The 25,560-nt window shown below is 54.7% G+C and carries 25 protein-coding genes and 2 riboswitches; of the genes, 19 read left to right on the top strand and 6 right to left on the bottom strand.

Annotation, left to right across the window (positions count from 1 at the left end; all coding sequences use genetic code 11):
• Positions 1-17: 17 nt before the first annotated feature.
• The gene (locus AC4ED1_RS07635) at positions 18-974 is read right to left on the bottom strand and encodes an MBL fold metallo-hydrolase (RefSeq protein ID WP_490937304.1); all 957 of its coding nucleotides are present in this window, start codon (positions 972-974) and stop codon (positions 18-20) included.
• 4 nt (positions 975-978) lie between these two features.
• On the bottom strand, positions 979-2,100 hold the full coding sequence (gene ftsW / locus AC4ED1_RS07630; RefSeq protein WP_490937302.1) for a putative lipid II flippase FtsW: 1,122 nt from the start codon (positions 2,098-2,100) through the stop codon (positions 979-981).
• 205 nt (positions 2,101-2,305) lie between these two features.
• On the opposite strand from ftsW, the gene AC4ED1_RS07625 reads away from it, so the two are divergent.
• The 8 genes from AC4ED1_RS07625 (at position 2,306) to AC4ED1_RS07590 (ending at position 9,858) form a co-directional block, all read left to right on the top strand.
• Positions 2,306-3,469 carry an FtsW/RodA/SpoVE family cell cycle protein gene (locus AC4ED1_RS07625; protein ID WP_490937448.1) on the top strand — a complete coding sequence of 388 codons (1,164 nt, stop codon included), beginning with the start codon at positions 2,306-2,308 and terminating at the stop codon, positions 3,467-3,469.
• 41 nt (positions 3,470-3,510) lie between these two features.
• Complete coding sequence (locus AC4ED1_RS07620; protein WP_490937300.1) at positions 3,511-4,701, top strand: pyridoxal phosphate-dependent aminotransferase; 1,191 nt, start codon at positions 3,511-3,513, stop codon at positions 4,699-4,701.
• A gap of 93 nt (positions 4,702-4,794) precedes the next feature.
• A riboswitch (SAM riboswitch) is annotated at positions 4,795-4,936 on the top strand.
• Positions 4,937-5,039: 103 nt separating this feature from the next.
• Positions 5,040-6,269 carry a 2,3-diketo-5-methylthiopentyl-1-phosphate enolase gene (locus tag AC4ED1_RS07615; RefSeq protein ID WP_490937298.1) on the top strand — a complete coding sequence of 410 codons (1,230 nt, stop codon included), beginning with the start codon at positions 5,040-5,042 and terminating at the stop codon, positions 6,267-6,269.
• A 2-nt stretch (positions 6,270-6,271) separates the two neighbouring features.
• Positions 6,272-6,952, top strand: coding sequence for a 2-hydroxy-3-keto-5-methylthiopentenyl-1-phosphate phosphatase (locus AC4ED1_RS07610; protein WP_490937296.1), 681 nt, complete (start codon positions 6,272-6,274; stop codon positions 6,950-6,952).
• Positions 6,949-7,629, top strand: a complete 681-nt coding sequence (locus AC4ED1_RS07605; protein ID WP_490937294.1) for a methylthioribulose 1-phosphate dehydratase — start codon at positions 6,949-6,951, stop codon at positions 7,627-7,629. The genes AC4ED1_RS07610 and AC4ED1_RS07605 overlap by 4 nt, the downstream gene beginning before the upstream one ends.
• Before the next feature lie 66 nt (positions 7,630-7,695).
• A complete protein-coding gene (locus AC4ED1_RS07600; protein WP_490937292.1) occupies positions 7,696-8,235 on the top strand; it encodes a 1,2-dihydroxy-3-keto-5-methylthiopentene dioxygenase in 540 nt (179 codons plus the stop codon).
• A 31-nt stretch (positions 8,236-8,266) separates the two neighbouring features.
• The gene (locus AC4ED1_RS07595; RefSeq protein ID WP_490937290.1) at positions 8,267-8,629 is read left to right on the top strand and encodes an arsenate reductase family protein; all 363 of its coding nucleotides are present in this window, start codon (positions 8,267-8,269) and stop codon (positions 8,627-8,629) included.
• Complete coding sequence (locus AC4ED1_RS07590; RefSeq protein ID WP_490937288.1) at positions 8,626-9,858, top strand: M16 family metallopeptidase; 1,233 nt, start codon at positions 8,626-8,628, stop codon at positions 9,856-9,858. The genes AC4ED1_RS07595 and AC4ED1_RS07590 overlap by 4 nt, the downstream gene beginning before the upstream one ends.
• Positions 9,859-9,926: 68 nt before the next feature.
• Here AC4ED1_RS07590 and AC4ED1_RS07585 read toward each other — a convergent pair whose 3' ends face one another.
• Complete coding sequence (locus tag AC4ED1_RS07585) at positions 9,927-10,112, bottom strand: hypothetical protein (RefSeq protein ID WP_490937286.1); 186 nt, start codon at positions 10,110-10,112, stop codon at positions 9,927-9,929.
• A 184-nt stretch (positions 10,113-10,296) separates the two neighbouring features.
• Between AC4ED1_RS07585 and dapF the strand changes: the two genes are divergently transcribed.
• From dapF to bcp, 8 genes are all read left to right on the top strand, one after another.
• Entirely contained in the window at positions 10,297-11,139 is an 843-nt protein-coding gene (dapF, locus tag AC4ED1_RS07580; protein WP_490937284.1) for a diaminopimelate epimerase, read from the top strand.
• Between the two features lie 35 nt (positions 11,140-11,174).
• Positions 11,175-12,206: a sporulation integral membrane protein YtvI gene (ytvI, locus tag AC4ED1_RS07575; protein ID WP_490937282.1), complete on the top strand. Its 1,032-nt coding sequence runs from the start codon at positions 11,175-11,177 to the stop codon at positions 12,204-12,206.
• A gap of 209 nt (positions 12,207-12,415) precedes the next feature.
• Positions 12,416-13,081: a C40 family peptidase gene (locus AC4ED1_RS07570; RefSeq protein ID WP_490937280.1), complete on the top strand. Its 666-nt coding sequence runs from the start codon at positions 12,416-12,418 to the stop codon at positions 13,079-13,081.
• 142 nt (positions 13,082-13,223) lie between these two features.
• Positions 13,224-14,690, top strand: a complete 1,467-nt coding sequence (locus tag AC4ED1_RS07565; RefSeq protein WP_490937278.1) for an aminotransferase class I/II-fold pyridoxal phosphate-dependent enzyme — start codon at positions 13,224-13,226, stop codon at positions 14,688-14,690.
• A gap of 101 nt (positions 14,691-14,791) precedes the next feature.
• Positions 14,792-14,942, top strand: a riboswitch (cyclic di-AMP (ydaO/yuaA leader).
• Between the two features lie 4 nt (positions 14,943-14,946).
• The gene (locus AC4ED1_RS07560; RefSeq protein WP_490937276.1) at positions 14,947-15,618 is read left to right on the top strand and encodes a 3D domain-containing protein; all 672 of its coding nucleotides are present in this window, start codon (positions 14,947-14,949) and stop codon (positions 15,616-15,618) included.
• Positions 15,619-15,687: 69 nt separating this feature from the next.
• Positions 15,688-16,818, top strand: coding sequence for a glycosyltransferase family 4 protein (locus AC4ED1_RS07555; protein ID WP_490937274.1), 1,131 nt, complete (start codon positions 15,688-15,690; stop codon positions 16,816-16,818).
• The gene (locus tag AC4ED1_RS07550) at positions 16,815-18,788 is read left to right on the top strand and encodes a hypothetical protein (RefSeq protein WP_490937272.1); all 1,974 of its coding nucleotides are present in this window, start codon (positions 16,815-16,817) and stop codon (positions 18,786-18,788) included. The genes AC4ED1_RS07555 and AC4ED1_RS07550 overlap by 4 nt, the downstream gene beginning before the upstream one ends.
• A 193-nt stretch (positions 18,789-18,981) precedes the next feature.
• Positions 18,982-19,449, top strand: coding sequence for a thioredoxin-dependent thiol peroxidase (gene bcp, locus AC4ED1_RS07545; RefSeq protein WP_490937270.1), 468 nt, complete (start codon positions 18,982-18,984; stop codon positions 19,447-19,449).
• Positions 19,450-19,534: 85 nt separating this feature from the next.
• Here the strand turns inward: bcp and AC4ED1_RS07540 are convergent, their stop codons facing one another.
• From AC4ED1_RS07540 to AC4ED1_RS07530, 3 genes are read right to left on the bottom strand one after another with little or no spacing between them, the layout of a single operon-like run.
• Positions 19,535-20,161 (bottom strand): helical membrane plugin domain-containing protein, encoded by a 627-nt coding sequence (locus AC4ED1_RS07540; protein WP_490937268.1) that lies wholly within the window; start codon positions 20,159-20,161, stop codon positions 19,535-19,537.
• A gap of 15 nt (positions 20,162-20,176) precedes the next feature.
• On the bottom strand, positions 20,177-21,316 hold the full coding sequence (locus AC4ED1_RS07535; RefSeq protein WP_490937266.1) for an NAD(P)/FAD-dependent oxidoreductase: 1,140 nt from the start codon (positions 21,314-21,316) through the stop codon (positions 20,177-20,179).
• A gap of 12 nt (positions 21,317-21,328) precedes the next feature.
• Positions 21,329-21,574, bottom strand: coding sequence for a sulfurtransferase TusA family protein (locus tag AC4ED1_RS07530; RefSeq protein ID WP_490937264.1), 246 nt, complete (start codon positions 21,572-21,574; stop codon positions 21,329-21,331).
• A gap of 254 nt (positions 21,575-21,828) precedes the next feature.
• On the opposite strand from AC4ED1_RS07530, the gene AC4ED1_RS07525 reads away from it, so the two are divergent.
• The 3 genes from AC4ED1_RS07525 to AC4ED1_RS07515 all read left to right on the top strand — a co-directional run bounded on the left by AC4ED1_RS07525 (position 21,829) and on the right by AC4ED1_RS07515 (position 25,328).
• Positions 21,829-23,346, top strand: a complete 1,518-nt coding sequence (locus tag AC4ED1_RS07525) for a rhodanese-like domain-containing protein (RefSeq protein ID WP_490937262.1) — start codon at positions 21,829-21,831, stop codon at positions 23,344-23,346.
• Positions 23,347-23,467: 121 nt separating this feature from the next.
• Entirely contained in the window at positions 23,468-24,742 is a 1,275-nt protein-coding gene (locus AC4ED1_RS07520) for a sensor histidine kinase (protein WP_490937260.1), read from the top strand.
• Positions 24,672-25,328: a response regulator transcription factor gene (locus tag AC4ED1_RS07515; RefSeq protein WP_490937258.1), complete on the top strand. Its 657-nt coding sequence runs from the start codon at positions 24,672-24,674 to the stop codon at positions 25,326-25,328. Before AC4ED1_RS07520 ends, AC4ED1_RS07515 begins: the two co-directional genes overlap by 71 nt.
• Positions 25,329-25,560 lie beyond the last annotated feature (232 nt).

Genomic DNA, 25,560 nt, shown 5'->3' with positions numbered 1-25,560 from the left:
CCGGCGTTCGCAAGGGCTTATTTTTTCTGGGCCTCTTTCTCCAACGTAAACAGAAGCCCTTTCGAATCCACTTCGAGATCCATTTCCAACGCCTTCATGTCGGAAACGGGGTGCCCTTGTTCGGCCATGTCCCGTTTGATGTACTCCCGCAGTTTGTCTGCGATTGCCTGCCAGTCCATGCCGGGCGTAAAACAGGAACGGGCGATGTCGGCAAAGGCGGCAACCGTCTTGCGCGTTCTTTCGAAAGCCAGCGATGCGGGTTCCGTCATTCCGAAATGGCTGTGGTAAATCCGTTTTGCCCCGAGTTTCTCCAGTTTGTCGGCCGATGTGAAGACCGCGTCGCGGTCGAATTCCGACGGCGAGGTGCTTGGATAGATCGGTTCGAAATCCCAGCCTGTAAATTGTTTCACATAGCGGATTCCGATCGTATCTCCGGTAAAGATGCCTTCCGACACCGGATCGTAGATCGAAAAATGGTGCCGCGCGTGTCCGGGCGTGTCATAAAACGTGAGCACCCGGCCGCCTCCCAAATCGATCGTCTCTCCGTCGTCACGGATCAGAATGCGCTCTTCCGGAACGGGCAGCACCTGCCCGAACACTTTTTCCAATAGATCCCCGTATACGGCGCGGGCACCCGCGATCAGGCGGCTCGGATCGATCAGATGCCGCGCGCCCCGCGGATGGACAACCACGGTCGCGTTCGGAAAATGCGGCAGGATGTAGCCGGTGCCTCCGGAGTGGTCGAGATGGATGTGGGTGACGATGATGTAGTCGAGTTGTTCCGGACGGATTTCCAATTTTTCAAGACCGGCCAATATATAAGGTGCCGAAAGGGAGGAACCCGTCTCAATGATTGCAATCTTCTCCCCTTTTACGACGTAACAGGCGGTGCGGCCCGGCACGCCGCCTTCCATCAGATCGATGATCGTGATGTCATGTCCGAGGGGATGCAGAATTGGTTCGACAGTGCGCATATTCTCATCTCCTTGTAAAACGTTGATCTTCTACGGTATATCGCGAAAGATTCAAAAGTATACCCATGGCGGCCAGCTTTACAATCAGGGCGCTGCCGCCGTAAGTGATGAACGGCAGGGGAATGCCCATCACCGGCAACGTCCCGGTGACAACGCCGATATTGACCACCACCGCAAAACCGATCATCGCCGTAATTCCAATCGCGAGCAACGCCCCGAAACGATCGGGGAGCAGCGAGGCGACCCGGCTGGCCCGCCAGACCAGGACGGCAAACAGTCCGATCAGGAGAATGCCGCCGACGGTTCCCCATTCTTCGAGAAAGATCGCAAAGATGAAGTCGGTGTGCGGTTCCGGCAGGTAGAGGAATTTTTCGATGCTGCGGCCGAGGCCTTTCCCAAGCCAGCCGCCGGAAGCGATCGCGTAAAGCGAATGGGCCTGCTGGAATCCCCAATTTTGCAGATTCTGTTCCGAAAACGGATCGAGAAACGCCAAGACCCTTTGTTTCCGATAGCCGGCCGAAAAAACGAAAAGAATCGCCAATCCGGTTACCGGCAGAACCAATTTGGCCAAATGGCGAAGCGGGATGCCGGCTCCGAACATCACAGCCAACGCCGTGACGACGATCAGAGCGGCCGCATCCATATCCGGCTCAAGCATGACCAGTCCCGCAAACAGGCCGACAACCGCCAGCGGGGCGACGGTCCCCTTTTTGAAATCAGCCAGTTGATGTTGCTTCTTGGTCATGATATGGGCCATATAAACGGCAACCGTGAAGGTTGCAAGTTCCGACGGCTGAATGGTAAAGCCTGTCAAGTTGATCCAACGGTGTGCGCCGGCTGTTTCGGGAAACGCGAACACCAGCAGCAACAGAATCAGAGAGACCGGGAGCAGCAACGGCAAGAGCTTGCGCCAGTTCCAGAACGGCAGATTCATGCAGACAAACATCGCAATCAAACCGAGTAGAGCCCAAATGCATTGTCTTACAAAATAGTAATGCGGCGATAACCCTTTTTCCTGGTACGCCCATATCGTGCTGGCGCTGTAAATCGTCAGCAGGCCGATGCTGACGAGCAGGAGGATGACGATGAGCAAAATGAAGTCAGGCCGGTGGCGGGTAAGTTTCATCCCGATCCTCCTTATGGAAAAATGAACCGTGTCTCGCATCAATACCTATTCGACGCGGAAAAGTGAAACACCTTTTTCCGGAATTCCTTTTTCCGGTTGCGTTTCCCTTTGTAATTATTATCCTAGCGGAAATCTGGCAGAAATTCGAGAAAACTGGGGGAGAATCAGATATAATATATCGTATTGACGAAGAAAGCGGGTGGAGATGTTGGTCAGTTTCGACTGGCTAAAGCGGCATGCCAAGGATTTCGACTTTGTCCTGCTGCTCGTTTTGGTCGCGATATCCGTTATGAGTTTCCTGGCCGTTTATTCCTCGACGATCACGCGCCCGGATCTGGAAAATTACTACCAGCGGCAGATTCTTTGGCAGGTTATGGGATTTGTCGTCTTTTTTCTGCTTGTGCTGGCTGACTATCGGATCTTTACCAACAGCCGCCTGATGTGGACGGGTTATACGGTCACGCTGTGCCTGTTGGTGGTCGTCCTGTTCTTTCCGGCCATCAACGGCCAAAAAAGCTGGATTCCGCTGCCCGGTTTTCAACTTCAGCCGTCCGAATTCGGGAAGTTGTTTGCCATTATGGGGATGGCTTACCATATGGCGAAGCTGAAAGAAAAAGAAGAAACCTTCTCCTGGCGCCATTTCTGGCGGGTGACGGCCATCTGGCTGGGGCCTTTGCTGTTGATCATGCTGGAGCCGGACCTCGGGCAGGCGATGGTGATGATCGGAATTTTTTGCGCGATGATGCTGGTGCTGCTCGACCGGAAACCGTTGATTTTGTTCGGGAGTATCGCCGGGGTGCTGGTGACCGCATATTTTCTGGCAATTGCGTTCTTTCCGCAGACCTATCTGAAATTTGTGGAACATCTGCCGTTGAAGGAATACCAAAAAGCCCGCTTCGTGGTCGTGATCGATCCTGCCCGCGCCGGAGATTACGGCTATCAGGTCAAACAGGCGATTATCGCCATCGGCAACGGCGGGCTGCCCGGCAAAGGCTTGCTGCAGGGCTCGCAAACCCAGGGGGCGTTTGTGCCGGAACAGCAGACGGACATGATCTTCTCGGCGATTGGGGAAGATTTCGGATTTGTCGGGTCGTCCGCTTTGATCATCCTGTTTTTCATCATGCTGCAGCGGATGGTGAAAATCGCCACCACGACCTCCGATCCCTTTGGTACCTATTTTATCACCGGGGCGATCGGGATGTTCGGGTTCCAAATTTTTGAAAACATCGGGATGAATATTGCGGTGATGCCTGCCACCGGGATTACGCTGCCGTTTGTTTCCTATGGCGGCACATCGCTGCTGACGAATTTCATCATCATGGGCATTGTGCAATCAATTGCCATCCGGCGGCGAAAACTGAGGTTTTAGCCGAGACGTGCCATGCCGTTTCTGATGGGGGGCAGATTTTTTTGTTCGAGACAAAGGAATGTCATGTGGTGGTGCAGCCGGCGGAACGGCTCCGTCGGCTGCCGGAACAGTTTTTTTCGGCGCTCGTCCGGAAAGCGAATTTCTATATCGAGAAAGGATACGACGTGATCAACTTGGGGCAGGGGAACCCTGATCTTCCGACGCCGCCGCACATTGTCGAGTCGCTGCGGGAGGCGGTTCTCGACCCGGCAACCCACGGCTATCCGCCGTTTTCGGGTCTTCCCGAGCTGAAGGAAGCGATCGCGGACCGGTACAAGGCGGAGTTTGACGTGGATTTGGACCCCGCGTCGGAAGTTGCGATCCTGTTCGGGGGAAAAACCGGCCTGGTGGAAATCAGCCAGTGCCTGCTGAATAAAGGGGATGTCTGTCTGGTGCCCGATCCCGGGTATCCGGATTATTGGTCCGGCGTGGCGATGAGCGGGGCGGAAATGGTGATGATGCCGCTTCGGAGGAAAAACGGATTTTTGCCGGATTATTCCTTGCTGCCGGCGGATGCGCTTCGCCGTGCCAAGCTGATGTTTTTGAACTATCCGAACAACCCGACCGCCGCGACGGCCGACGTGCCTTTTTTCCGTGAAACCGTCGAATTCGCGGCCAAAAACGGGATCGTGGTCGCGCACGATTTCGCCTACGGCGCCATCGGTTTTGACGGGCAAAAACCGGTTTCTTTCCTGCAGGTGCCGGGTGCGAAAGAAGTGGGCGTCGAATTCTACACGATGTCAAAGACCTATAACATGGCCGGCTGGCGGGTTGGATTCGCCCTTGGCAACAAGGCTGTGATCTCGCTGATCAATTTGCTGCAGGATCATTTTTACGTCAGCCTGTTTGCCGCGATTCAGCGGGCGTCGATTACCGCCTTACGGTCGTCTCAGGATTGCGTTCGCCGCCTGGTGGCTGTTTACGAGCGGCGGCGGGATGTGTTCGTCGGGGGACTGCGGGAACTCGGCTGGGATTGCCCGACCCCGAAAGGCTCGTTTTTCGCCTGGATTCCGGTTCCGAACGGCATGAGTTCCGCCGAATTTGCCGATTACGCGCTGGATCAGGCGCATGTGGTGATGGCGCCGGGCATTGGTTTCGGCAAAAGCGGCGAAGGGTACGTCCGAGTGGGGCTGCTGGCGCCGGAGGAGAGGCTTAGGGAAGCGGTCGAGCGTTTGAAAACCATAAGCCTGTAACAACCAACGCGCAAAATTTTTGTTGACACTGTGACACACTTATCGTATCATTTCTCTTAAGTTTGCAATATTTTAATTGAACAGTCAATTTGGCTCTTATCCAGAGCAGGCTGAGGGACTGGCCCGATGAAGCCCGGCAACCGGATGCATCCGCGGCTTTTTTCAAGCGATTGTGCAAAACGGATGTATCAATGGTGCTAACTCCTGCAGAATTGTTGATTCTGAGAGATAAGAGGCGCAGAAGACCGGTTTTGGATACGCCTCTTTTCTTTGCGGAAAAGAGGCGCTAATTTTTCCTGAACAAAATGACGGCATGCGTGACGGAAAGGGGCGGCAAGATGGGGAATTTCAATTTGCGGGATTATGCGGTGGCCGCGTACCTGGTTCACGAGCGTGAGGGCGATTTTCACAAAAAAGCGCAGAGCATCGCGGTGGGAATGACGGTCGGTTCCTGGACAGATCTGCCTGCCGAACGCCAGGAGCAAATGAAAAAGCATCTCGGACATGTGGTGTCTGTCGAAGAATTGGACACCGACGAGCGGGGGTACGGGAAGGCGCTGCTTCGGATCGCGTATCCGATCCGCAATTTTACGCCGGACGTCCCCGCGCTGCTGACCTCCGTGTTCGGCAAATTGTCGATGGATGGCGCGATTAAACTGGTCGGACTGGAACTGCCGGAGGGGTTTGCGCAACATTTTCCCGGCCCAAAATTCGGGATTGAGGGAATCCGGGAACGGTTGGGCGTTTATGACCGACCGTTGCTGATGTCGATTTTCAAGTCTTGCATCGGGTACGACACGAAGACGCTGGCGGAACTGTTTTTCCAGCAGGCGCTCGGCGGCGTCGATCTCGTGAAAGACGACGAGATTTTCTTCGATGAAACGTACGCGCCTTTCGAAAAGCGGATCGAAGCGTGCCGCAAGGCGGCGGAAAGGGCGGAGTCCGAGACGGGAAAAAAGGTTCTCTACGCGGCGAACCTGGCGGCGCCTGTGACGGAGATCGCGGACAAGGCAAAGCGTGCGGTGCGGGCCGGCGCAAACGCGCTGTTGGTGAACGTGCTCGCTTACGGGTATGACGTGTTGCACCGGTTGGCAGCCGACCCGGAGGTCAGCGTTCCGATTCTGGCGCATCCGGCTCTGGCGGGGGCGGTGTATCCGTCGCCGCAATACGGGATTGGCGCTCCGGTTCTGCTCGGAAAATTGATGCGGCTTGCCGGAGCGGATTTTGTCCTGTATCCGTCGGCTTACGGGTCGGTGGCGATGGAGCGGACGGAAACGCTGGCGATTGCGAAAGAATTGCGCGGGCCGGCGCTCGGGTTAAAACGGGCGTTTCCCGTTCCCTCCGCAGGGATTCACCCCGGGTTGGTGCCGCAGCTTTACGCGGATCTCGGGAATGATCAGGTAATTAACGCGGGAGGCGGGATTCACGGTCATCCCGACGGTTCGGCGGCCGGCGGCCGCGCGTTTGTGGCGGCGATCGACGCGGCGGTCGGCGGAAAAAGCCTGGAAGAGGCCGCAAACGAGAGCGCCGAACTGGCGAAAGCGCTCCGGCTGTGGGGAGGGAAATGACTGTGTCCGCACGGAACAAGCCGATTGTGGTTTTTTGCGATTTTGACGGAACGATCACCGAGCGGGACATGATCCTCTCCCTGATGGAAAAATTTGCGCCCTCAGGCTGGGAATCGATCAAGGAGGACATTCTCTCCCAGCGAGTTTCGGTGCGGGAGGGGGTAGGCAAACTTTTCTCCCTGATCTCTTCCGCCAAGCGGGAGGAGTTGGTCCGCTACGCGAAGGAGACTGCCAGAATCCGCCCGGGGTTTGCCGAGTTTGTCGCCTATTGCAAGGCAAACGCCATTCCATTTCTGGTTGCGAGCGGCGGCATCGACTTTTTTGTCGGACCGATTCTGGCGGGTTACCGCGACATCGACCGGATTTACTGCAACGGTTCCGATTTCTCGGGAGAAACGATCCGCGTTTTGTGGCCGCACGGCTGTGACGACCAATGTGACGGCGGCTGCGGGCTGTGCAAACCTTCGATCCTCCGGCAGTATCCGACTGATCGATACACGCGCGTGGTGATCGGCGACAGCATCACGGATTTGAAGGCGGCGAGGATGGCGGACCTGACGGTGGCCCGTTCGCTGCTGCTTGAGAAATGCGTGGAAGAGGGGCTGCCGCACGAATCCTTTGCGGATTTTTACGATGTGCTGAATTGTATCCGCCGTTTGCAAAATGAGGGGGTGTCCGTATGAGCGGCTATACGTTTTTTCAAGAGGACCGGATTCGGATTGCGCAGGAATTGAAGGAGATCGCCGACAATTTTGCGCAAAAGGGGTGGCTGCCGGCAACCGCCGGCAACCTGTCGATCAAGCTGAGCGGCGACCCGCTGGTCTTTGGCGTAACGGCCAGCGGGAAAGACAAGGAGAACCTGCGACTGCAGGACATTCTCGCGGTCGACAAAGACTGCAATCCGATTGAACCCACCCGTTTGCGCCCGTCCGCCGAGACTGTGATTCATTCGCGAATCTATCAGGAAACGGATGCGGGATCGGTGCTGCATGTCCATACCGTATACAACAATTTGCTGTCGGAACTGTATTTTGGCGAGGGCAAAGTGACGCTGTCGAATATGGAATTGATCAAAGGGCTCGACATTTGGGAAGAAGACGCCCGCATCGACATCCCGATCATCGAAAATTACGCGGACATACCGAAACTGGCGGAGGAGATTGGGAAACGACTTGATCCGCGCGTGCCGGGGGTCTTGATCCGCCAACACGGAATTTACGCGTGGGGCAAAACGGCTTTTGAAGCAAAGCGTCACGTTGAAGCGCTTGAATTCATGTTCCATTACCATTTTCAATGGCTGTTGATCACGCGCACTGGCGCGTCCCCGCAATTGTCCCCGACAATACCTGCGGCGGTGTAGGGGAGGTTGCCGGGGCGAAAACGGAAACGGACGGAACGGTGACACCAATTAAGGAGGAGAAGCGAAATGGCACAAATCCGGTTTCACGAAACCAACGAGCGGATCGACAATCCGCAAGAAGCGGCAAAGTATCTGGAAAGCCAGGGTGTCGTTTACGAACGGTGGGATATTTCCCGGTTGCAGGGCCTTTTAAAAGAAGAGTATGCACTGACCGACGAGCAAAAAAACGAGATTCTGAACCTGTTCAAGCCGGAAATCGACGCACTCTCCGCAAAAAGGGGGTACAAGTCGGCCGATATCGTGGTGCTGTCCGACAAAACCCCGAATCTCGGCCAATTGCTTGCGATGTTCTCGAAAGAACATCACCACAGGGAGGACGAGGTGCGCTTCATCGTCGACGGCCATGGCATCTTTGCGATCAAAGGGCCGAAAGACGGGGTTTATTTCGATGTTGAACTGGAAGCGGGCGATCTGATCTCGGTTCCGGCCGGCACCCGCCACTGGTTTGAATTGATGGACGACCGCAAAGTGAAGGCGATCCGGATATTTTCCACCACAGAGGGGTGGGCGGCGATTTACGACGAAGCGGGTAATAACAGTCAATGAGTGATCAATATCCCATCTGGAGGTTGCCATTATGTCTGACGTTTTATTCGTCCAATATCCGAAATGCACTACCTGCCGCAAGGCGAAGAAATATTTGGAGGAAAAAGGCGTGTCGTTTGAAGACCGCCATATCGCCGACAAACCGCCGACGAAAGAGGAGTTGCGAACCTGGGTTCAGAAAAGCGGCCGGGATATCCGCAAGTGGTTTAACACGAGCGGGCAAAAATACCGGGAACTGGGTGTGAAGGAAAAACTGAAAACGATGAACGACGAAGAGCTCCTCGATCTGCTGGCATCCGACGGCATGCTCGTCAAGCGCCCAATCCTCGTAAAAGGCAATCGGGTGACCATCGGCTTCAACCCGGAAGAAGTGGACAAGGTGCTGTCTGAATGACCCGGAATTCCGCCATTTGTCGCACACAATTGCCGAATGGCACAATCATTCTCACCGAACGGACTCCCCAGTACAAGGGGGCGGTCGCGCTTTTCCGGTTTGGCGCCGGTTCCGCGCTGGAAGAGCCTTCCGGGTGGGGGACGGCCCATTTTCTCGAACATATGGTGTTTCAAGGAACAAAAGACAAACCCCACGACCGGTTGATGATGGACTTGGCGCGGCTGGGCGCGGCGGCCAACGCGTCGACCGGCTTCGAATCGACCGTTTATGAAGTGACGGCTCCGGCGGTCACCCTTCTGCAGGCGATCGATATCATGGCGGAAATGTTGAGCGGGTTTTACCTCGACCCGGAGATGATCGAACGGGAACGGGACATTATTTTGGAAGAGTGGCGCATGACACGGGACGAACCGGCCGCGTGGGGAGAGGACAATCTGTATCATCAGGTACTGGGGGATTTCGGTCATCCGGTCCTTGGAACGGAAGAGACCTTGCAAAAAATGGACCGTCGCTGTCTCCGGGAATTTGCCGATTTTTACTATACTCCGGACAATTTGATCGTCTCTGTTGCGGGAGATGTGGAACATGAAGCGGTTGCCGGGATCATTGCGAAGCGGTTCGGGGAGAATGGGCGAAAGGCGAAGTCGCCGGTGCCTCCCTCTTTCACACAGTCGGCCCGCTTGCATGTGGCGGAGGAACATGAACAGGAATATGTTTTTCTAGGGTTTCAAGCGCCCGCGTACGGGAGCAGCCAATTGCCGGCTTTTGACGTCCTGACAACGATTCTCGGGGGCGATTCCTGGTCGCGGTTGTTCCGCAAGATCCGGAACGAAATGGGGCTTGCGTATTCGGTGGGCGGATTTTACTCGGGCTGGCGGGAGATCGGCTTGTACGGAATCCAGTCGTCGACACACCCGGACAGCGCGCAGGAACTGCTGGATGCGATTCGCAAAGAGACGATGGCCGTATGCCGCGACGTAACGGAAGAGGAAATCGAACTGGCAAAAGCGACGCTGCGGGCGAATCTGTTGTTTGGTTCCGACCAGTTGAGCTGGCGGGCGGACCGCCTTCTCAACGACGAGGCGATGTTTGGCCGGGCAAGAAGTATTGAGGAAGATCTGACGGCGATCGCCAATGTGACGAGACAAGATATGACGGAACTGGCGGAGGCTGTGTTGGATCTTGACAAATCGACACTGGTAACGGTCGGAAGCGTCGAATTGGATTGAAAGCCGTACGCGTTTTTGAAGCGTACGGCTTTATTAAATAAAGAAAGAGGGCTTTGCGTGTGGCCGGATCAGATTGCCATCTGCAAAGTCGTTTGCGGATACAGTTCGCGCAAAGAAGGAACTTTCACGTATCCTGGGCAGCCGCAGACAGTCTCGGTGTTATACACGAACGTGCCCGCATTCAAGCAGACCGCCACACATTCCGATTCATTATGGGGACGGGCGTACAAACAAGTTGAGCAGTTATTTTCCATTTGGCATCCTCCGTTCCGCATCTGTATATGATACAGATGCATCCTCTCTTATAACTGTTATATGTCAGTTGGCGTCGTATTGTCAAGATTTTTTCTGTGAATTTTTTAAAAAAAGACAGGCTGTTTTTCGTTATAATTTATGAAAGAACGGGTTTGTGAATTCGATCTGAGGTCGGTGACAGCTTTGAAGTTTACGAAGATGCATGCGCTTGGCAACAATTACATTTATGTCAATCTGTTTGAAGAGACTTTGCGCGAGGAGGAATTGCCGGAACTGGCGGTCCGGGTAAGCAATGTCAACACGGGGATCGGTTCCGACGGGATGATCTTGATCGGCCCCTCCGACAAGGCGGATTTTCGGATGCGCGTGTTCAACAGCGACGGCTCGGAAGCGAAAAACTGCGGGAACGGGCTGCGCAGTGTGGCAAAATACGTGTATGACAGAGGGCTGACCGATAAGGATAGGTTCCGGATTGAAACGCTTGGCGGCATTGTGGAGGCGGAACTTCATATCGGCGATGACAACAAAGTCAAGCTGGTCACGGTCGATATGGGAGTTCCCCGCCTTTTGAAGAAGGATTTGCCGATGAAAGGCGATCCGGAAACGAGGACAATTCTTGAAACGATTGACGTGGAGGAAACGCCTTGCACGATTACCGCCGTTTCGATGGGCAATCCGCATGCGGTGATTTTCGTCGATGACGTGGAGCGGGTGGATGTGGCAAGCGCCGGACCCAAACTCGAGCACCATCCGCTTTTTCCGGAACGCACCAATGTCGAATTTATTCAGGTGCTGAACCGCGGTGAGATTCTGTTCCGGGTTTGGGAACGCGGCTCCGGCATTACCCAGGCTTGCGGGACCGGCGCGTGTGCGGCGGTGGTGGCAGGTATCCTGACCGAAAAGCTGGACCGGCGTGTGCTTGTTCACCTGCTCGGCGGGGATTTGGAGATCGAATGGAACGAGGATGGCCATGTGTACATGACGGGACCCGCCGAGTTTATCTGCGACGGCGTGTATTACAAATGAAACGGAAGTGAACGTGAAGGGAGCCGCATGGGCAAATGACAATCCGAAACGCGATTTGGCTCGCTGTGCTGGGAGCGGCGGCCGTTCTGCTGATTCCCTACAGTATACCGTTGCTGCTGGCTCTGTTAACGGCTATCTTGTTGGAACCTGTCGTGCTGTTTCTCGTTCGGATCGGCAGGATCAACCGGCCGGCGGCGGTCACCCTGACGTTCTTGCTGTTCTTTGCGCTGTTTGGAATTGGCGGTTATTGGCTGGGAACCAGACTGATTGTTCAGAGTGTCGAGTTGGCCCAGCGGTTGCCTGCTTTTTCGGCGCATTTGTTCGAACTGGCGGAAAAATACGTCTGGTTGTGGCAGACCTACTCTTCCTCGCTGCCGGCCGAGACTGTCGATACGATCCGCCAGGCGTTTCAAGCATTGAAAAATTCGGCCATTAACACGGCCACCAGTCTCGGGAAATGGGTGTTAAGCGCGGTGGCGGCCATACCGGGGCTGCTGCTCGTGTCGGTTGTTTATCTGGTCGGCTTGTTCTTGATCAGTCTTGATCTTCCCCGGCTTCGCGCAGGTTTCATGCGAATGTTCACCGTTTCCGCCAGAGAGAAAGTCGGACTTGTGCTCACCCAGTTAAACCGGGCGGCGATCGGCTTTCTGCGGGCCCAGCTTATTTTGAGCCTGCTCACCTATCTGCTGGCGTTCGTCGGCCTTTTGATTTTAAAGGTGAAATATGCGGCGCTGATCGCCTTCTTGATCGTCCTGGTCGACATTCTTCCGATTCTGGGGACCGGTTCGGTGCTTGTACCCTGGGCGGGGTACGGCTTTCTGACAGGCAACCCGCGTCTGGGGATCGGCCTGCTCGTCTTGTTTACGGTGATTACGGTCGTCAGGCGCATCGTTGAACCGAAGATTTTGGGCTCCAGCCTCGGCATCAGCGCCCTGGCCGCATTGGTCAGCATGTATCTCGGGTTCCAGCTGATCGGTTTTTTCGGGCTGATTCTGGGGCCGGCCGCAGTGATCGTGTTTGAGGCGCTGCGAGAAGCGGGGTTCCTGAAGTTTAAAATCGATTTTTAAAAACAGGGCCGAAATCTAAAAAAAGGAGGCTTTGCTGCAGTGAATTGTGGAACAACTCGCGGCCGGAAGTTTGGGAAGCGTTCGGGGAATAGGCCATGTGTCGCTTGGAAGTTACCAGGATTTACTGCTGTTTTTCCAGTCTTCTCCCTACTACAATAGGAAATAGGAAGAGTTTGCACAATCAGGGAATCCAGGGAGGAGACACCTAGATGAGCAGAAGCAAGAATTTTTGGCGGAGACTGCTGTTTGCCGGTGCGATTTGCTTGTCGTTTTCCTATGTGGGACAAGCAAAGGCCGCTTTTGGCGACACTCTGCTAAAATCCGGGATGTCAGGCGAAGATGTCAGGACTCTTCAGCTGGAGCTCGGCCAATTGGGATATTTTTCCGGCACTGCAACCGGTTATTTCGGTCCGTTGACAAAGGATGCGGTCATTCGCTTCCAGCGGGCCAACGGCTTGGCAGCCGACGGCATTGTGGGACGGAGGACGTTCGAAGTCCTCAAGAAGCGGATGCTGCAAGCCGGTATTGTGGCTACTGCCAAGCGGTATCTCGGGGCGCCATACCTTTGGGGAGGCCAATCTCCGGCGGGATTTGACTGCTCCGGTTTTTCCAGTTACGTGTTTGCGAAAAACGGCTTGACGCTGCCGCGGGTGTCTGCCGACCAATTCAACGCGGGGGTTCCGGTTGCGAAAAGCGAGTTGGAAGCGGGGGATCTGGTCTTTTTTTCCACGTACAAGCCCGGGCCCTCCCACCTCGGAATCTATTTGGGAGACGGACAGTTCATTCACGCCAGTTCATCGCAAGGAGTCATCATCTCTACCATGTCCAATACATATTGGGCTGAGAGATATGTGGGGGCAAGGAGCTATTTTTGACAAAAGCGGCTTTTACAGAAATCCCGCGCGAACCGCACAAAAACGGTTTGCGTTTTTTTGCGTTTTTCCTTCCACGTTTGACGAGCATTTGCTATACTACTTGCTGTATGTTTGCATAAAAGCAGAGGAGTCGGGAGGCGAAATGAACAGACGGGAACAAGAACGGACCCCGCTTTTTACCGCCCTTGTGGAACACGCAAAGCGGGACCCGCTTCAGTTTCATATTCCGGGACACAAAAAGGGCAGCGGGATGGCCAAAGAATTTCGCGATTTTATCGGACCAAACGCGCTTGCGATCGATTTGATCAACATCGCGCCGCTTGATGACCTGCACACGCCGAAGGGGATCATTCGCGAGGCGCAGGAACTTGCGGCAGAGGCGTTCGGTGCCGACCATACATTTTTCTCCGTACAGGGCACGTCGGGAGCCATCATCACCATGATCATGTCGGTGGCGGGTCCCGGCGACAAACTGCTTGTGCCGCGGAATATCCACAAATCCGTTTCGGCGGCGATTATCTTGTCCGGGGCCGAACCCGTTTTTATGCATCCGGAACTGGATCCGAATCTCGGGATCGCGCACGGGGTCTCGCTGGAAACGGTGCGCAGGACGCTTGACGCACATCCGGACGCGAAAGGCGTTATGCTGATCAACCCCACTTACTTCGGCATCGCTTGCGATCTGAAGTCGATTGTCGAACTGGTTCACGACCGGGGAATTCCCGTCATCGTCGATGAAGCCCATGGGGTGCACATCCATTTCCACGAAAAATTGCCCTTGTCGGCCATGCAGGCCGGCGCCGATATGGCGGCCACCTCGGTCCACAAACTGGGCGGTTCGATGACGCAAAGTTCGGTTTTGAACGTGCGGGAAGGTCTGGTCAACCCGGATCATGTGCAGTCGATCCTCTCGATGCTGACGACGACGTCGACATCCTATTTGCTGCTGGCTTCCCTCGACGTCGCCCGCAAACATCTGGCGATGCACGGGCGTGAATTGTTGGACAGGGCGATTCGGATCGCCGAATACGCGAGGGAAGAGATCAACAAAATCGAAGGATTGTATTGCTTTGGCAGGGAGATTCTGCACAATTCTTCCGTTTACGATATGGATCCGCTGAAATTGACGATCTCCGTGCGGGAGCTGGGGATCACCGGCTACGATGTGGAGCGGGTGCTGCGCGAAGAATTCAACATCGAAGTCGAACTGTCGGATTTGTATAATATCCTGTGCATTGTAACGTTGGGCGATACGCAAGAAACCGTCGGCGCTTTGCTTGACGCCCTGCGAAAAATCGCCCAGCGCCACGCGTATCAAACGGGAAAACAGGTGATTCAGGTACACCTCCCCGAAATGCCCAAACTGGCGATGTCGCCCCGCCAGGCCTTCTATTCCGAAACGGAAGTGGTGCCCTTTGACGAAGCGGTCGGCCGGACATTCGCCGAACTTGTGATGGTCTATCCGCCGGGCATTCCGATTTTGCTGCCCGGGGAAATCGTGACGCGGGAGAACATCAACTACATTCGCGAGCATATGGAAGCGGGTCTTCCGGTTCAGGGGCCGGACGATCCGGAAATCAAGTGCGTAAAAGTCGTGAAGCGAACCTGAAAACGGGAGCCGCCGCCCGGGGTTGGACCTGGGCGGCGTTTTTTGCGGTTTCCAGCGGTTTACTAGTGCATCTTCTCTGACCCTTCAGTAAAATAACACGGGAACCGAGATGGCCGAATCGCCGCCGGCGCCAAGCCGGTTGCGTACGGAGGAACCGTTGTTTTTGGGGTGAATCGCGGATGCGTTCAGCGTTCGCACGGGCTCCTTCGCCCGAACCCGTCAGCTAACTTCGGAGGCCCGGAAGGAGAGTGATCATATGCGGTTCAATCGGCGAAAAGCATTGTGGGGTGTCTTTATTTTGTTAATTGTCCCGGTTGCGGGAGGATGGACGGGAAAAGCCGTTTGGCGCGATTCGCCCGGTATCGCCCAGCAGGCTTTGGCGCCGGCGGAGGAAATGCAGTCGCAGCGGCAGGATCGGGACAGCGACAAAAACGATCCGCAAGCTGCCGAGGCTCCGCCGTCCGCTCAGAATGAGAAGTCCGGGGAAGTTTTCCCGGCCTTGGCGAGCCGCAGCGGCTTGTCCGGTGCAGGTGCCGGTCAACTCCCGCGGCAGGCGAAACCGTATTCTGAAAGCAAACCGGCACCATCCCCGCCCGCTGCCAAATCAAGGGCCAAAGTTCTCAACATGACGGCTACCGCGTACGGTCCCTCCAATATCAACCGGAAGTTTGGCGGCAAGACGTATCTGGGAACGCCGGTGCGGCAGGGGGTTGTCGCCGTGGACCCGAATCTGATCCCGCTGGGAACCCGCTTGTGGATCTCGGGATACAATCATCCGAATCTCCCGGCCAATGGCTTCATGGCTGTTGCTGAAGACATCGGCGGGGCGGTTCACGGAAACCGGATCGACATTTATATCAACGCGGACGAGCAAAGCCTTCGCAATTTCGGAATCCAGAACGTGCAAGTCCGAATCCTCGGCAAATAAAATCCGCTTGAAACATTTTCCACCGATCGGGACACCCTAATAGGGAAGAAAATCCGAGAGGTGAAGGAGATGCCGATCCGTGTCATGCATCTGGTGCGTCCGGCAGACGGCGGCATGCGGGAACACGTGCGGGAACTGGCAGGGGGGCTTCCGATCAGGAAGATCCAGGCCACCGTGGTGTGTCCGCCGGAGTCGGCGCTGTCCAGGCAATTACCTTCGTGGGTCGGGAAAACCGGGCTGCGGGTGGAAGACGGCCTCAAGCCTTGGTCAGACCTGCGAAGCGTCATCGCGTTACGGAGTCTGCTGGAGCGGCAGCCGGTCGATATTTTGCACATGCACGGTGCAAAATCCGCGTGGATTGGCAGGCTGGCCGCGCGGCTTTGCAAACGCCCCCCCCGTTTAATCTGCACATTTCACAATTTTGTCGAGCCGGACAGCCGTATCCTGCAGGCGGCTTTTTTGCACGCGGAAAAAAAACTGGCTGCGGAAACGGATCGTTATATCGCCGTCTCAGCCGCTTTGGCGGAGAGATTGCGGAGGCAGCTCGGCGTCCGCCCGGACAAGGTTGTAACCGTGCACAACGGCTTGCCGCCAGCCAGGAAGCGTTTGTCCCGTGCCCAGGCGAGAGATTGGATGAATGTGCCACCAAACGCCTTCGTGTTTGGCAGCATTGCCCGTTTGATCCCGGAAAAAGGGGTACGGGATCTGATCCTGGCTTTTCGGATGCTGGTCGATTGCGGTTATGACGCGTATTTGGCGATTATCGGGGACGGTCCGCAAAGACGGGAACTGCAAGATTTGAGTTTTGGTTTAAACGGCCGCATCCGCTGGCTGGGGGCGATTGGGGAAGCCGCCCAATTGCTGTCTGGATTCGATGTGTATGTGCAGAGTTCCCGCAGGGAAGGATTCGGGCTGGCCGTGCTGGAAGCGATACGGGAAGGGGTTCCCGTGATCGCCACCGACGCGGGAGGGGTATCCGAAGTGATTGGAGGTCCGGACGCCGGTGTGCTGGTGCCAGCCGGCAGCCCTCCCGAATTGTTTCGAAGCATGACCGAACTGCTGCATAGCGACGAACGCAGGCGGGCTTTGGCGGATGGAGGCAAGCGGCGGGCAAGGGAGCATTTTTCGCTGCAGCGGATGATCCAAGACACGCTCCGCGTTTACGATGAGGTTTTGAGCGGCGGGAGGGCTGCCGAATGAAACGGGGGTGGAAGCGTGTTGCAGGTTGTTTGGCGGTCCTGTTGAGCGTCTTCCTGCAAGCCGGTTCCGCAGGCGCTTTGCGGGACGGAGAAAATCAGGCCATACTGGTAATGCTTCCGGGGCTGACCTGGGAAGCGATATCCCCGCGGGTGACTCCCAATCTGCACCGGATGATGGAATCCGGCGGAGCGGCAAACATGGCTTTGCCGTTTCGGGGCGACGATGTCGCCGGTTACCGGGCCGTGATGACCGGCGGCCGGGACAACGCGGACCCGGATGCGCTCGTGTCCGCCATCGTCGCGTCCGGCGGGCGTGTTGCCGCCATTGGGCGTGAAGCAAATTATGAGGAGTTATACCGGGAATACCTGGCTTTGCGGGAACGGGCCAATTTTTTGACACTTGAAATCGGAGAGCTGGAACGGCTTGCCGCCAGCCGAAAAAACATGGACCTTGCAACGTTCAAAGACCAGTACGTCAACGCGCTGGCGAAAGCGGACCGTTTCATCGGCAAGCTGCTGAACGATACGGACAGGTCGCATCTTTTAATCGTTGCAAATCCCGTCTCTTTTGCCGACATCGGACTGGGCCACCGGGCGGTAGGCGTATTGCTGATGGACGGCGGCGGAGTGGAATCCAACTCGCTGCTGGCTTCCAATTCGACAAGGCAAGCCGGGCTGGTTACCGTGTACGATGTCGCGCCGACCGTATTGTCCCATCTTGGACTGCCCCCTTATCTAAAAGGCGGAATCGGTCATGGAATCGGCACCGTCCTTTCTGCCGAACCGTCAATCATTTATTTGATGAACCAAATCGAAAACGCCGCACTGGTAAACAAATACAGGCCCTATCTGGTCAAGGGGTTTGTCGGGGGGGCGATTACGCTGCTGCTGGCGGCAGCGGCGTTAAAGTGGCGGGGCGTGGGTGAAAAACCTTGGCTTGCCCATCTGCTGATCGGCTTAACGCCGCTCCCGGCCGTCTATTTGACAGTTCCCGCCCTGGGCGAATCAAATCCCGGCGACATGATCGCAAACCTGCTGCTGCTGACGGTTGCCGCCTGGACGGGACTCGCGTTTTTAAAAACGGTTCGCGCGCGTTTGCTGGCGGTATCGATTGTGACTTTCTGCCTGACAGTGTTTGACATTTTGCGGCAGGGCCGTTGGATGAAAGATTCGGTTTTGGGCTACGATTTGCTGGGGGGTGCCCGCTATTACGGGATTGGAAACGAATACGCGGGGATCCTGATCGGGGTTTCCCTGACTGTCTATTTCATTTTGCAAAATCGTTTTTGGCACCGCCGGCAATTGGTCAAACTCCTTGGCGGCGTGACGTTTGCGCTGGTCACCTGTCTGTTGGCCGCTCCGGAATTCGGCAGCGATGCGGGCGGCGCCCTTGCAGCAGCCATTGCATATACGTATGTATGGATCGGGGCGACGGACAAGCCGCTGTTTCGCAAAAAATGGGCTTGGGTGCTCGGCGGCGGCCTGGCGGTGTTAATCGGAATGACAGCGCTGCATGCGTCGGCGCCTGCAGCCGAACAAACGCATATCGGTCGGGCGGCGACTCTTTTTCTGCAGGGAGAGGTGGCGGAAATCGTGCGGATGATCGGGCGGAAAGCGGCTCTCAATCTGCGGCTGCTGGCAGTTTCCCCTTGGGGAGGGTTGCTGCTGGCGGTTTTGTTTGTGCTGATCCTGGCTTTCATCCGCCCCGAACTGTTCCGGCACGGAATTTTTGCCCGCCCCCTGCCCGGATCGGGTACCGGAGGCTCATCCACCGCTGTCAAAGCTTTTCTCGTCGCAGGAGCAGCCGCATTCCTTCTGAACGACTCGGGGGTACTGGCCGCTGCGGGCTTGATGCTGTATGCGGCAATCGGGATGCTTGCCGACGCGCCAGCTGGCGGATGGGTTGTAGGCGAATGGGGTGTCTTGGAAGCGCAAATCCGGGATGAGGTGGCGGAAGAACGAACATCCTAACACAAGGAACGACTACCCGGCGTAAATCATCTTGACGGTCATGCCGCCGTCGATTACCAGCCACTGGCCGGTCATAAAAGGGGACTCGTGTTAAATTGTTTTTGGTATAATTTAGTTATTCGGTTCAAAAAATGAGTTATACTTGTATCAAATATGTGGTTTGAGTCAAACGATGTGCGGGAGGGAATGCAAAATGGCAAAGGTTGAAGCGGGACAAGCCGCCCCCGATGTCGCGGTTCCGGCGTCAAACGGAAAGCTGGTGTCCGTGGCGGATTACCGGGGGAAGAATGTCGTTCTTTATTTTTATCCCAAAGATAATACCCCCGGCTGAACGAACGAGGCCTTGGACTTCAAGGCTCATCTTCAAGGTTTTGAAGATGCGAACACGGTGATTTTGGGAGCGAGTCCGGATTCGTTGCAATCGCATGAAAAATTTATCGCCAAATACGAACTCCCCTTCGTTCTTCTGTCGGACGAGGAACATAAATTAGCGGAAACTTACGGTGTGTGGGTGGAGAAAAGCATGTACGGCAAAAAATGTATGGGAATCGAACGCAGCACTTTTGTGATTGACAAGGAAGGCGTCATTCGCAAAATCTACCCGAAAGTCAAAGTCAAGGGCCACGTCGGGGAAGTGCTGGAATTCGTCAAGAGTTTATAACGGTAAAAGAAAAAAAGCGGCGGAACGACCGATTGCGTTGCCGCCGTTTATTGGTTTCTTTTCCCCGGTTGATGTCTTTTCCGAGTCATTCGGAACGGGAGAAATTTTTTAACGTTAGAACCATCCATTGCAAAGCTTGCTGCACGTCCGGATCTTTTAACAACTTCATGAAGGCGAGTAACCCGATCGGTTTTAGAGGATGGGTTTGCAACTGCTCGGCCGCCTGTCTGGCAGCCTGTGTCCATTTGGGCACCATCTGCAGCAATGCCGGATCGGTAAGGCTGTTGAGCGTCTCGGCCAGCAGAAGTCCTTTTTTCGTCAGGTGATCCAATGTCGCTTCCGTCATCGAATCGGTGAGAACGCCGACAGCCTCGGCCAACTCCAGCAGTTTGCCAAGCGATCCGTTTTGTTCCATTCGGGCGATCCGATCCAGCAGGCGCAGCAGTGAATCGGATGTTTCCAGCAGTTTGTCAAGCGTCGGCAGTAGTTTGGGGTGGCTGACGAGATCGATCATGGCGGCTGCCTGTTCCATTTTGACCGTCAGCTTTTCCACCGTTTCGCCGGTCAGCGCATCCTGTCCGATTTTAAACAACGTCAGTGCGTCATCCAGGCTGGAAAGCTTGCTGCAGATGCTTTCCAACGCTTCCAATGTACCGGGGCGCGAAAACGCTTCCAGGATCCGTTCCGTTGCCGGTGTGGAAAGTGTCTCCATCTGTGGCTTCCCTCCTTACATAATCCCCTTGAGATTGACCCAATGAAGATTGTTGTAAGACGCTTTTGCCCAGTGAACGGTTTTGGAAGGGGTAACCGGATTTGGCGGATTGTGATAATCGAACGAGATGTAAGTGGCTTTGTGCAGTCCCGTCTCGATGAAACAGAACACCTTGCCTTGATAGGGTTTGTTGCCCGGCTGGTTGCGCAGTTTGTGAATCAGATTTTCGGCGAGGATCTCCGATTCGAAATGCGCGGTGGAGCCGGCTTTTGAAATCGGCAGGTTGGTGGCGTCGCCCAACACGAAAATGTTTTCGCGGCCTTCCAAATTGAGAAAATTGCGGTGTGTGGGCAGCCAGCCGTCTTCATCCGCAAACCCGCTTGCTAGGGCGAATTCGGAGCCTTTGTGCGGCGGGATGACGACGAGCAGGTCGAAGGGAACCCGATTGCCGTCCAACGACACAAGCTCCTTTTGGACCGGATCGACATGATCGATGTAGAAAAAGGTTTCGACCCGAATGCCGCGGTTGTCGAACTCTCTTTGTGCCATATTCGCCACCGACTCGGTTCCGTAAGGCTTGCCCAACGGGTAGCAGTAGGTGATGTTCGTTTTCTCGCGGATACCTTTTTCCCGGCACCAATCTTCAAACATCATCGTGAATTCCAGCGGAGCGACCGGACATTTGTGCGGCAGGCCGACCGCCATCACCATGTTTCCGCCGTTAAACTCTTCCATCGCCTTGCGCAATTTCAGAGCGCCTTCCATCGAATAAAAGACGTGCCCCGTTTCGGCCAAGCCCGGAATCGCGGCTGTTTGCGGGTGGGAACCCGTTGCGATGACCAGATAATCGTAGCGAAAAGACCGGTTTGCTTTCGTCGTGACCAGAGATTGTTCCGGGTCGACGCGCTCTGCTTCGTCAATCACCAACCGGATGGATGGATTCAGGACTTCGCTGACTTTTCGCACCAAATCCTCCGGGTTTTTCAAGCCGAAAGGAATGTACAGATAACCGGGCTGGTAAACGTGCTCCTCTTTGTTGCTGATGACGGTGACTTCCAGATCGCCTTTCGCGATCTCGTCCCGCATTTCCCTGCTCAACTGGTTCGCAAGCATGCAGCCGGCTGTTCCGCCGCCGATAATGACGATCCTTTTCATGGGCGAATTCTCCTATCCTTTGGTTTTGATCTGAATGCGCCAGTAGTTGCCGGACGGTTCCGCCGCTTCTTTGGTGCCAATGAATTTGTGGCCCATTTTCTTGGCCCATTCCGGGACGTCTTTCAGCGAGCCCGATTCGTTGCTCCACAATTCAAGCACGGTACCCGGAGCCGCCTTTTTCGCCGCCTTCATCAGTTCCAGCAGCGGACCGGGACAAAAAGCTCCGCGTGCATCCACTACAGTCGCGTTTTCAACCATCTGACAATTCCTCCTCTTGGTATTTGAAACTGTGAACATTTTGTGAAATCGCTTTCAAACCCATCTTACTAAAAGAACGGGAAACAGGTTAATAGGGGAATTCCTCTATTTTTATTTTCGTGAAGACGTGATATTAATTTTTATAAACAGCAAAAATCCTAGCTTTAAATCGATCGATTTGTCGGAATTTTCTCATTATGCAGGCGGCCGACAGGAGCGCTTGCTGCGAACGAAACCGGTTAGGGGGGGCGGGAATGCGAGAAGGCCAAACCGAAAGCGATTTTGAAGTGCCTGAGATCACGCCGGAAGAAACCAGGCGGCTGATGGAAGCGGGAGGCAAAGGAATCCGGTTTATCGACGTGCGGGAGGAGGATGAATACCAGGAGCGTTACATTCCCGGTACGGAACTGATCCCGTTACGGCAGTTTCTGTTTGGACTGGACGAATTTGATCCTGCAGTGGAGTACGTTTTGATCTGCCGCAGCGGCCGGCGCAGCGAGATGGCTTGCGAATGGTTGATGTCGCGCGGGATCTCGGCCAAAAACATGGTCGGGGGCATCTTGGCCTGGAAGGGAAAACTGGCGGGTACATGCGCGGATCAGACGGATCCGTGCCAAATTTCACAATTGCAAAGAAGGGGGAGCCGACCTATGGAAGCGATTACGTCTGCTGAGCTTTATTCCCGTATTGAAGCGGGGGAGCCGCTGTTTCTTCTCGATGTGCGCAACGAAAGCGATTACGCCGAGTGGAAAATTGAAGGAAAAGCGGTGACTTCGGTCAACATTCCTTATTTTGCGTTTCTGGAGGACGATACGCCGGCGGAACTGCCCCGGGATCGGGAGATCATCGTCGTCTGCGCCAAAAAGGGCTCGGCGGAAATGGTAGCGGCGAAACTGGACGGACAAGGGTACCAAACGAAATATCTGGACGGCGGAATGTTGGCCTGGAGCCAGTACTATCATGTAAAAGAAGTGGAGAAAAACGACGCGTTCACCCTGCTGCAGATCAACCGCGTCGCCAAGGGCTGCTTATCTTACATGATCATGTCCGAAGGGGAGGCGATTGTGGTCGAACCGCTGCGGGACGCGGAATTTTATCTCGATTTGGCGAAACAACACCAAGTCTCAATCCGTCATATTCTCGATTCTCACATGCACGCGGATCATATTTCAAGCGGCCCCGCGCTTGCCGCGGCAACAGGCGCCACTTATTACCTGAGCGCTTCGGAAGGATCGAAAGTTCCGTTCGAACCGTTGGAACGGTACGAACAGATCTCGACGGGGAAAATCAAGGTCGACGTGATCGTTGTCGCCACACCCGGTCATACGCCGGGCAGCGTTTCCTTTCTTGTGAACGACAGATATTTGCTTTCGGGTGACACGATTTTTGTCGGAGGACTGGGCCGGCCGGATTTGGGAGGAAAAGTACGCGAATGGGCGGAGGAACTGTATGAAACGGTGTTCAACAAAGTCGCCGGGATGCCTGACGATATCCTCGTACTGCCTTCCCATTATGCCAGCCATACGGAGATCAACGAGGCCGGAATCGTTTGCGCCGCTTTAGGCGACATCCGGCGCCAAAACGAGATTATGCGGGTGACAGACCGTGAATGGTTCCTCGAAAAAATAAGCGAGTCGGCCTCAACTGTAAAGCCGCCAAATTTTGAGGAAATTGTAGCCATTAACCGCGGCGACTTCCAAGTGGCCCCGGACAGAGCCGCAGAACTGGAGATCGGCCCCAACCGGTGCGCCGCTCAGCACGGATTTGCATAAAAGACGGTTGACGAACCAATCTGACGAGTCAATCGCCCCCGTTGTGATTTTTCCTGCAGTTCGCTATAATCCAAAACAGAAAACCGATTTACGGTAGGGGGTATGTTGGGTGGAGAGCGGGATGTGGAATCGTATGAAATGGATCGGCATCCTTCTCTCCATTCCGTTCTGCGCGGGCGTGGAAATGATTCTCTACGCTCTGCGGGACGATTTTCAAATCGACCCCGTCTTGGAAACGGTCATTCGGACGGTCGCCTTGTCGCTTGTTTTGCTGTTTGTTGCGCGATTTGTCGCCGAAGTGACTTTAAAGCGGGACAGCCGTGAAAAAAGCAAATTCAAGGCTCTGATCGAAAACATCAAAGACGGCGTCATCATTATGGACGAGGCGCGCGAAATCGTATACATCAACCCGTCGGCGCAAAAATTGACGGGGTGGAAAGTGGGCGACACGGTGCCATACTGTTCCTACTGTAACGCACGGAATGTGTTTCCTGGCGAGGAACGGTGCCTTCTGGCAAAGCCGGACGCCTTGTCTTATTTCGAATCGGAAATGGCCGTTTATGAAGGAAAAAAGCAATCTTTCCAGATGAGCACCGCATTTATCGATTGGCAGGAAAATCGCGGCAAACATATGGTTTTGGTGATTCGCGACGCTTCGCTGAAAAGAAAAGAAGAAGAGCGGAAGCTGACGCAGCTTTTGATCCGCGAAACGATTTCCGCCCAGGAGTTTGAACGGAAACGAATCGCGCAGGAACTGCACGACGGAATCAGCCAATCGTTGTTCAGCATTCATCTTGGACTGCAGGGTCTGCAATCCAATTTCGAAAACCCGTCGCTCAGGGACCATTTCAACCTGATGGATGAGACACTGCGCAACACCATTAAGGAAATAAAAGAATTGTCGTACCATTTGCGGCCCTCCTCCCTCGATTTGCTGGGTTTGATCCCGACCGTCAAGACCATGATTCAGCAGCTTTCCAACGACCAAACTTCCATCTTTCTGGACACGAATTTGCCGGAAGAGGAGCGGCTGCCGCCCGTTATGGAACTGAATTTGTTTCGCATCATTCAGGAAGCGGCCCACAACGCGATCAAATATGCGGAAGCCCAACATGTATTCATTTCCATTGTCAGGCACGAAGACGTCATCCAAATCGCGATTCGTGACGACGGAGTCGGCTTTTCCGTCGATGACAGAAAACTGGGCCTCGGCCTCAAACATATGAAAGAAAGATCGGAACTGTTGGGGGGTGTCTACCGAATTTCGTCAATCAAGGGGAAAGGGACAACCGTCGAATGCATGATTCCGTATAAGGGTGATTTGTATGAAGAAGATCAAGATCCTGCTTGTGGACGATCATTCGATCGTGCGCCGCGGGTTGGCCTTCATGATTAACTCCCAATCCGACATGACTGTCGTCGGCGAAGCGGAAGACGGAGAAAAAGCGATTCAGATGGTGCATCTTGTGCATCCGGATCTCGTCTTGATGGATTTGTCCATGCCCAAGGGGCTTGACGGAATTACGGCGACGCGGGAGATCAAGCAGGCGTTTCCGCATGTGAAAGTGGTCGTTCTTACCATGTATGACGAAGATGTTTATTTGTGGCGCGTGATCCAATTGGGCGTGGAAGGCTATCTCTTGAAACAAACGGCGGGCCTGTCGCTGATTCATTCAATCCGGGCCGTGATGAACGGCGAAGAAGTGTACGAGACGAATCTTTCGCCGGAAGTCATTGAGGACATGAAACGGAAGCGCCATTCAAAACAGGAGTACACGGTGCTGTCCAAGCGGGAACAGCAAATCCTGGTGTTAATCGCCAAAGGCTATAAAAACAAAGAAGTTGCCGAAAAATTGAACATCAGCGTGAAAACGGCCGAGAACCATAAAACGAACATCATGAAAAAACTGGAAGCTACCTCGATCAAAGATTTGTTTGACTACGCGAGCCGCAATCGGCTGCTCGATTTGTACACGTTTTGATCCGCTTCAGATGATACTCGATCCGGCTTTCCAGCAGCGGATGTGTTTCGACACGATAGTGGCCGTCGCGGCATGCCTTGATTGTGTAAAGGCTTTTCTGCTCTCCGACCAGCGGCTGCTTGCAGTAAGGACATTCTTCTTTGAACCACGACAAAACTTTTTGCAGCATATACCCAACCTCCAATAAAACCAATTTGTTTACTTGGATATAACTTGATATTATCACATTTTG

This window comes from Effusibacillus sp. SKA8 (genome assembly GCF_058273125.1).
This window is presented reverse-complemented; position numbering and strand designations above follow the sequence as displayed.

Bases quoted from the DNA above. Each gene is read 5' to 3' on its own strand.
- AC4ED1_RS07635 (WP_490937304.1), bottom strand. From the start codon at position 974: ATGCGCACTGTCGAACCAATTCTGCATCCCCTCGGACATGACATCACG.
- ftsW (WP_490937302.1), bottom strand. From the start codon at position 2,100: ATGAAACTTACCCGCCACCGGCCTGACTTCATTTTGCTCATCGTCATC.
- AC4ED1_RS07625 (WP_490937448.1), top strand. From the start codon at position 2,306: ATGTTGGTCAGTTTCGACTGGCTAAAGCGGCATGCCAAGGATTTCGAC.
- AC4ED1_RS07615 (WP_490937298.1), top strand. From the start codon at position 5,040: ATGGGGAATTTCAATTTGCGGGATTATGCGGTGGCCGCGTACCTGGTT.
- AC4ED1_RS07605 (WP_490937294.1), top strand. From the start codon at position 6,949: ATGAGCGGCTATACGTTTTTTCAAGAGGACCGGATTCGGATTGCGCAG.
- AC4ED1_RS07600 (WP_490937292.1), top strand. From the start codon at position 7,696: ATGGCACAAATCCGGTTTCACGAAACCAACGAGCGGATCGACAATCCG.
- AC4ED1_RS07595 (WP_490937290.1), top strand. From the start codon at position 8,267: ATGTCTGACGTTTTATTCGTCCAATATCCGAAATGCACTACCTGCCGC.
- AC4ED1_RS07590 (WP_490937288.1), top strand. From the start codon at position 8,626: ATGACCCGGAATTCCGCCATTTGTCGCACACAATTGCCGAATGGCACA.
- AC4ED1_RS07585 (WP_490937286.1), bottom strand. From the start codon at position 10,112: ATGGAAAATAACTGCTCAACTTGTTTGTACGCCCGTCCCCATAATGAA.
- ytvI (WP_490937282.1), top strand. From the start codon at position 11,175: ATGACAATCCGAAACGCGATTTGGCTCGCTGTGCTGGGAGCGGCGGCC.
- AC4ED1_RS07570 (WP_490937280.1), top strand. From the start codon at position 12,416: ATGAGCAGAAGCAAGAATTTTTGGCGGAGACTGCTGTTTGCCGGTGCG.
- AC4ED1_RS07565 (WP_490937278.1), top strand. From the start codon at position 13,224: ATGAACAGACGGGAACAAGAACGGACCCCGCTTTTTACCGCCCTTGTG.
- AC4ED1_RS07560 (WP_490937276.1), top strand. From the start codon at position 14,947: ATGCGGTTCAATCGGCGAAAAGCATTGTGGGGTGTCTTTATTTTGTTA.
- AC4ED1_RS07555 (WP_490937274.1), top strand. From the start codon at position 15,688: ATGCCGATCCGTGTCATGCATCTGGTGCGTCCGGCAGACGGCGGCATG.
- AC4ED1_RS07550 (WP_490937272.1), top strand. From the start codon at position 16,815: ATGAAACGGGGGTGGAAGCGTGTTGCAGGTTGTTTGGCGGTCCTGTTG.
- AC4ED1_RS07540 (WP_490937268.1), bottom strand. From the start codon at position 20,161: ATGGAGACACTTTCCACACCGGCAACGGAACGGATCCTGGAAGCGTTT.
- AC4ED1_RS07535 (WP_490937266.1), bottom strand. From the start codon at position 21,316: ATGAAAAGGATCGTCATTATCGGCGGCGGAACAGCCGGCTGCATGCTT.
- AC4ED1_RS07530 (WP_490937264.1), bottom strand. From the start codon at position 21,574: ATGGTTGAAAACGCGACTGTAGTGGATGCACGCGGAGCTTTTTGTCCC.
- AC4ED1_RS07525 (WP_490937262.1), top strand. From the start codon at position 21,829: ATGCGAGAAGGCCAAACCGAAAGCGATTTTGAAGTGCCTGAGATCACG.
- AC4ED1_RS07520 (WP_490937260.1), top strand. From the start codon at position 23,468: ATGTGGAATCGTATGAAATGGATCGGCATCCTTCTCTCCATTCCGTTC.
- AC4ED1_RS07515 (WP_490937258.1), top strand. From the start codon at position 24,672: ATGAAGAAGATCAAGATCCTGCTTGTGGACGATCATTCGATCGTGCGC.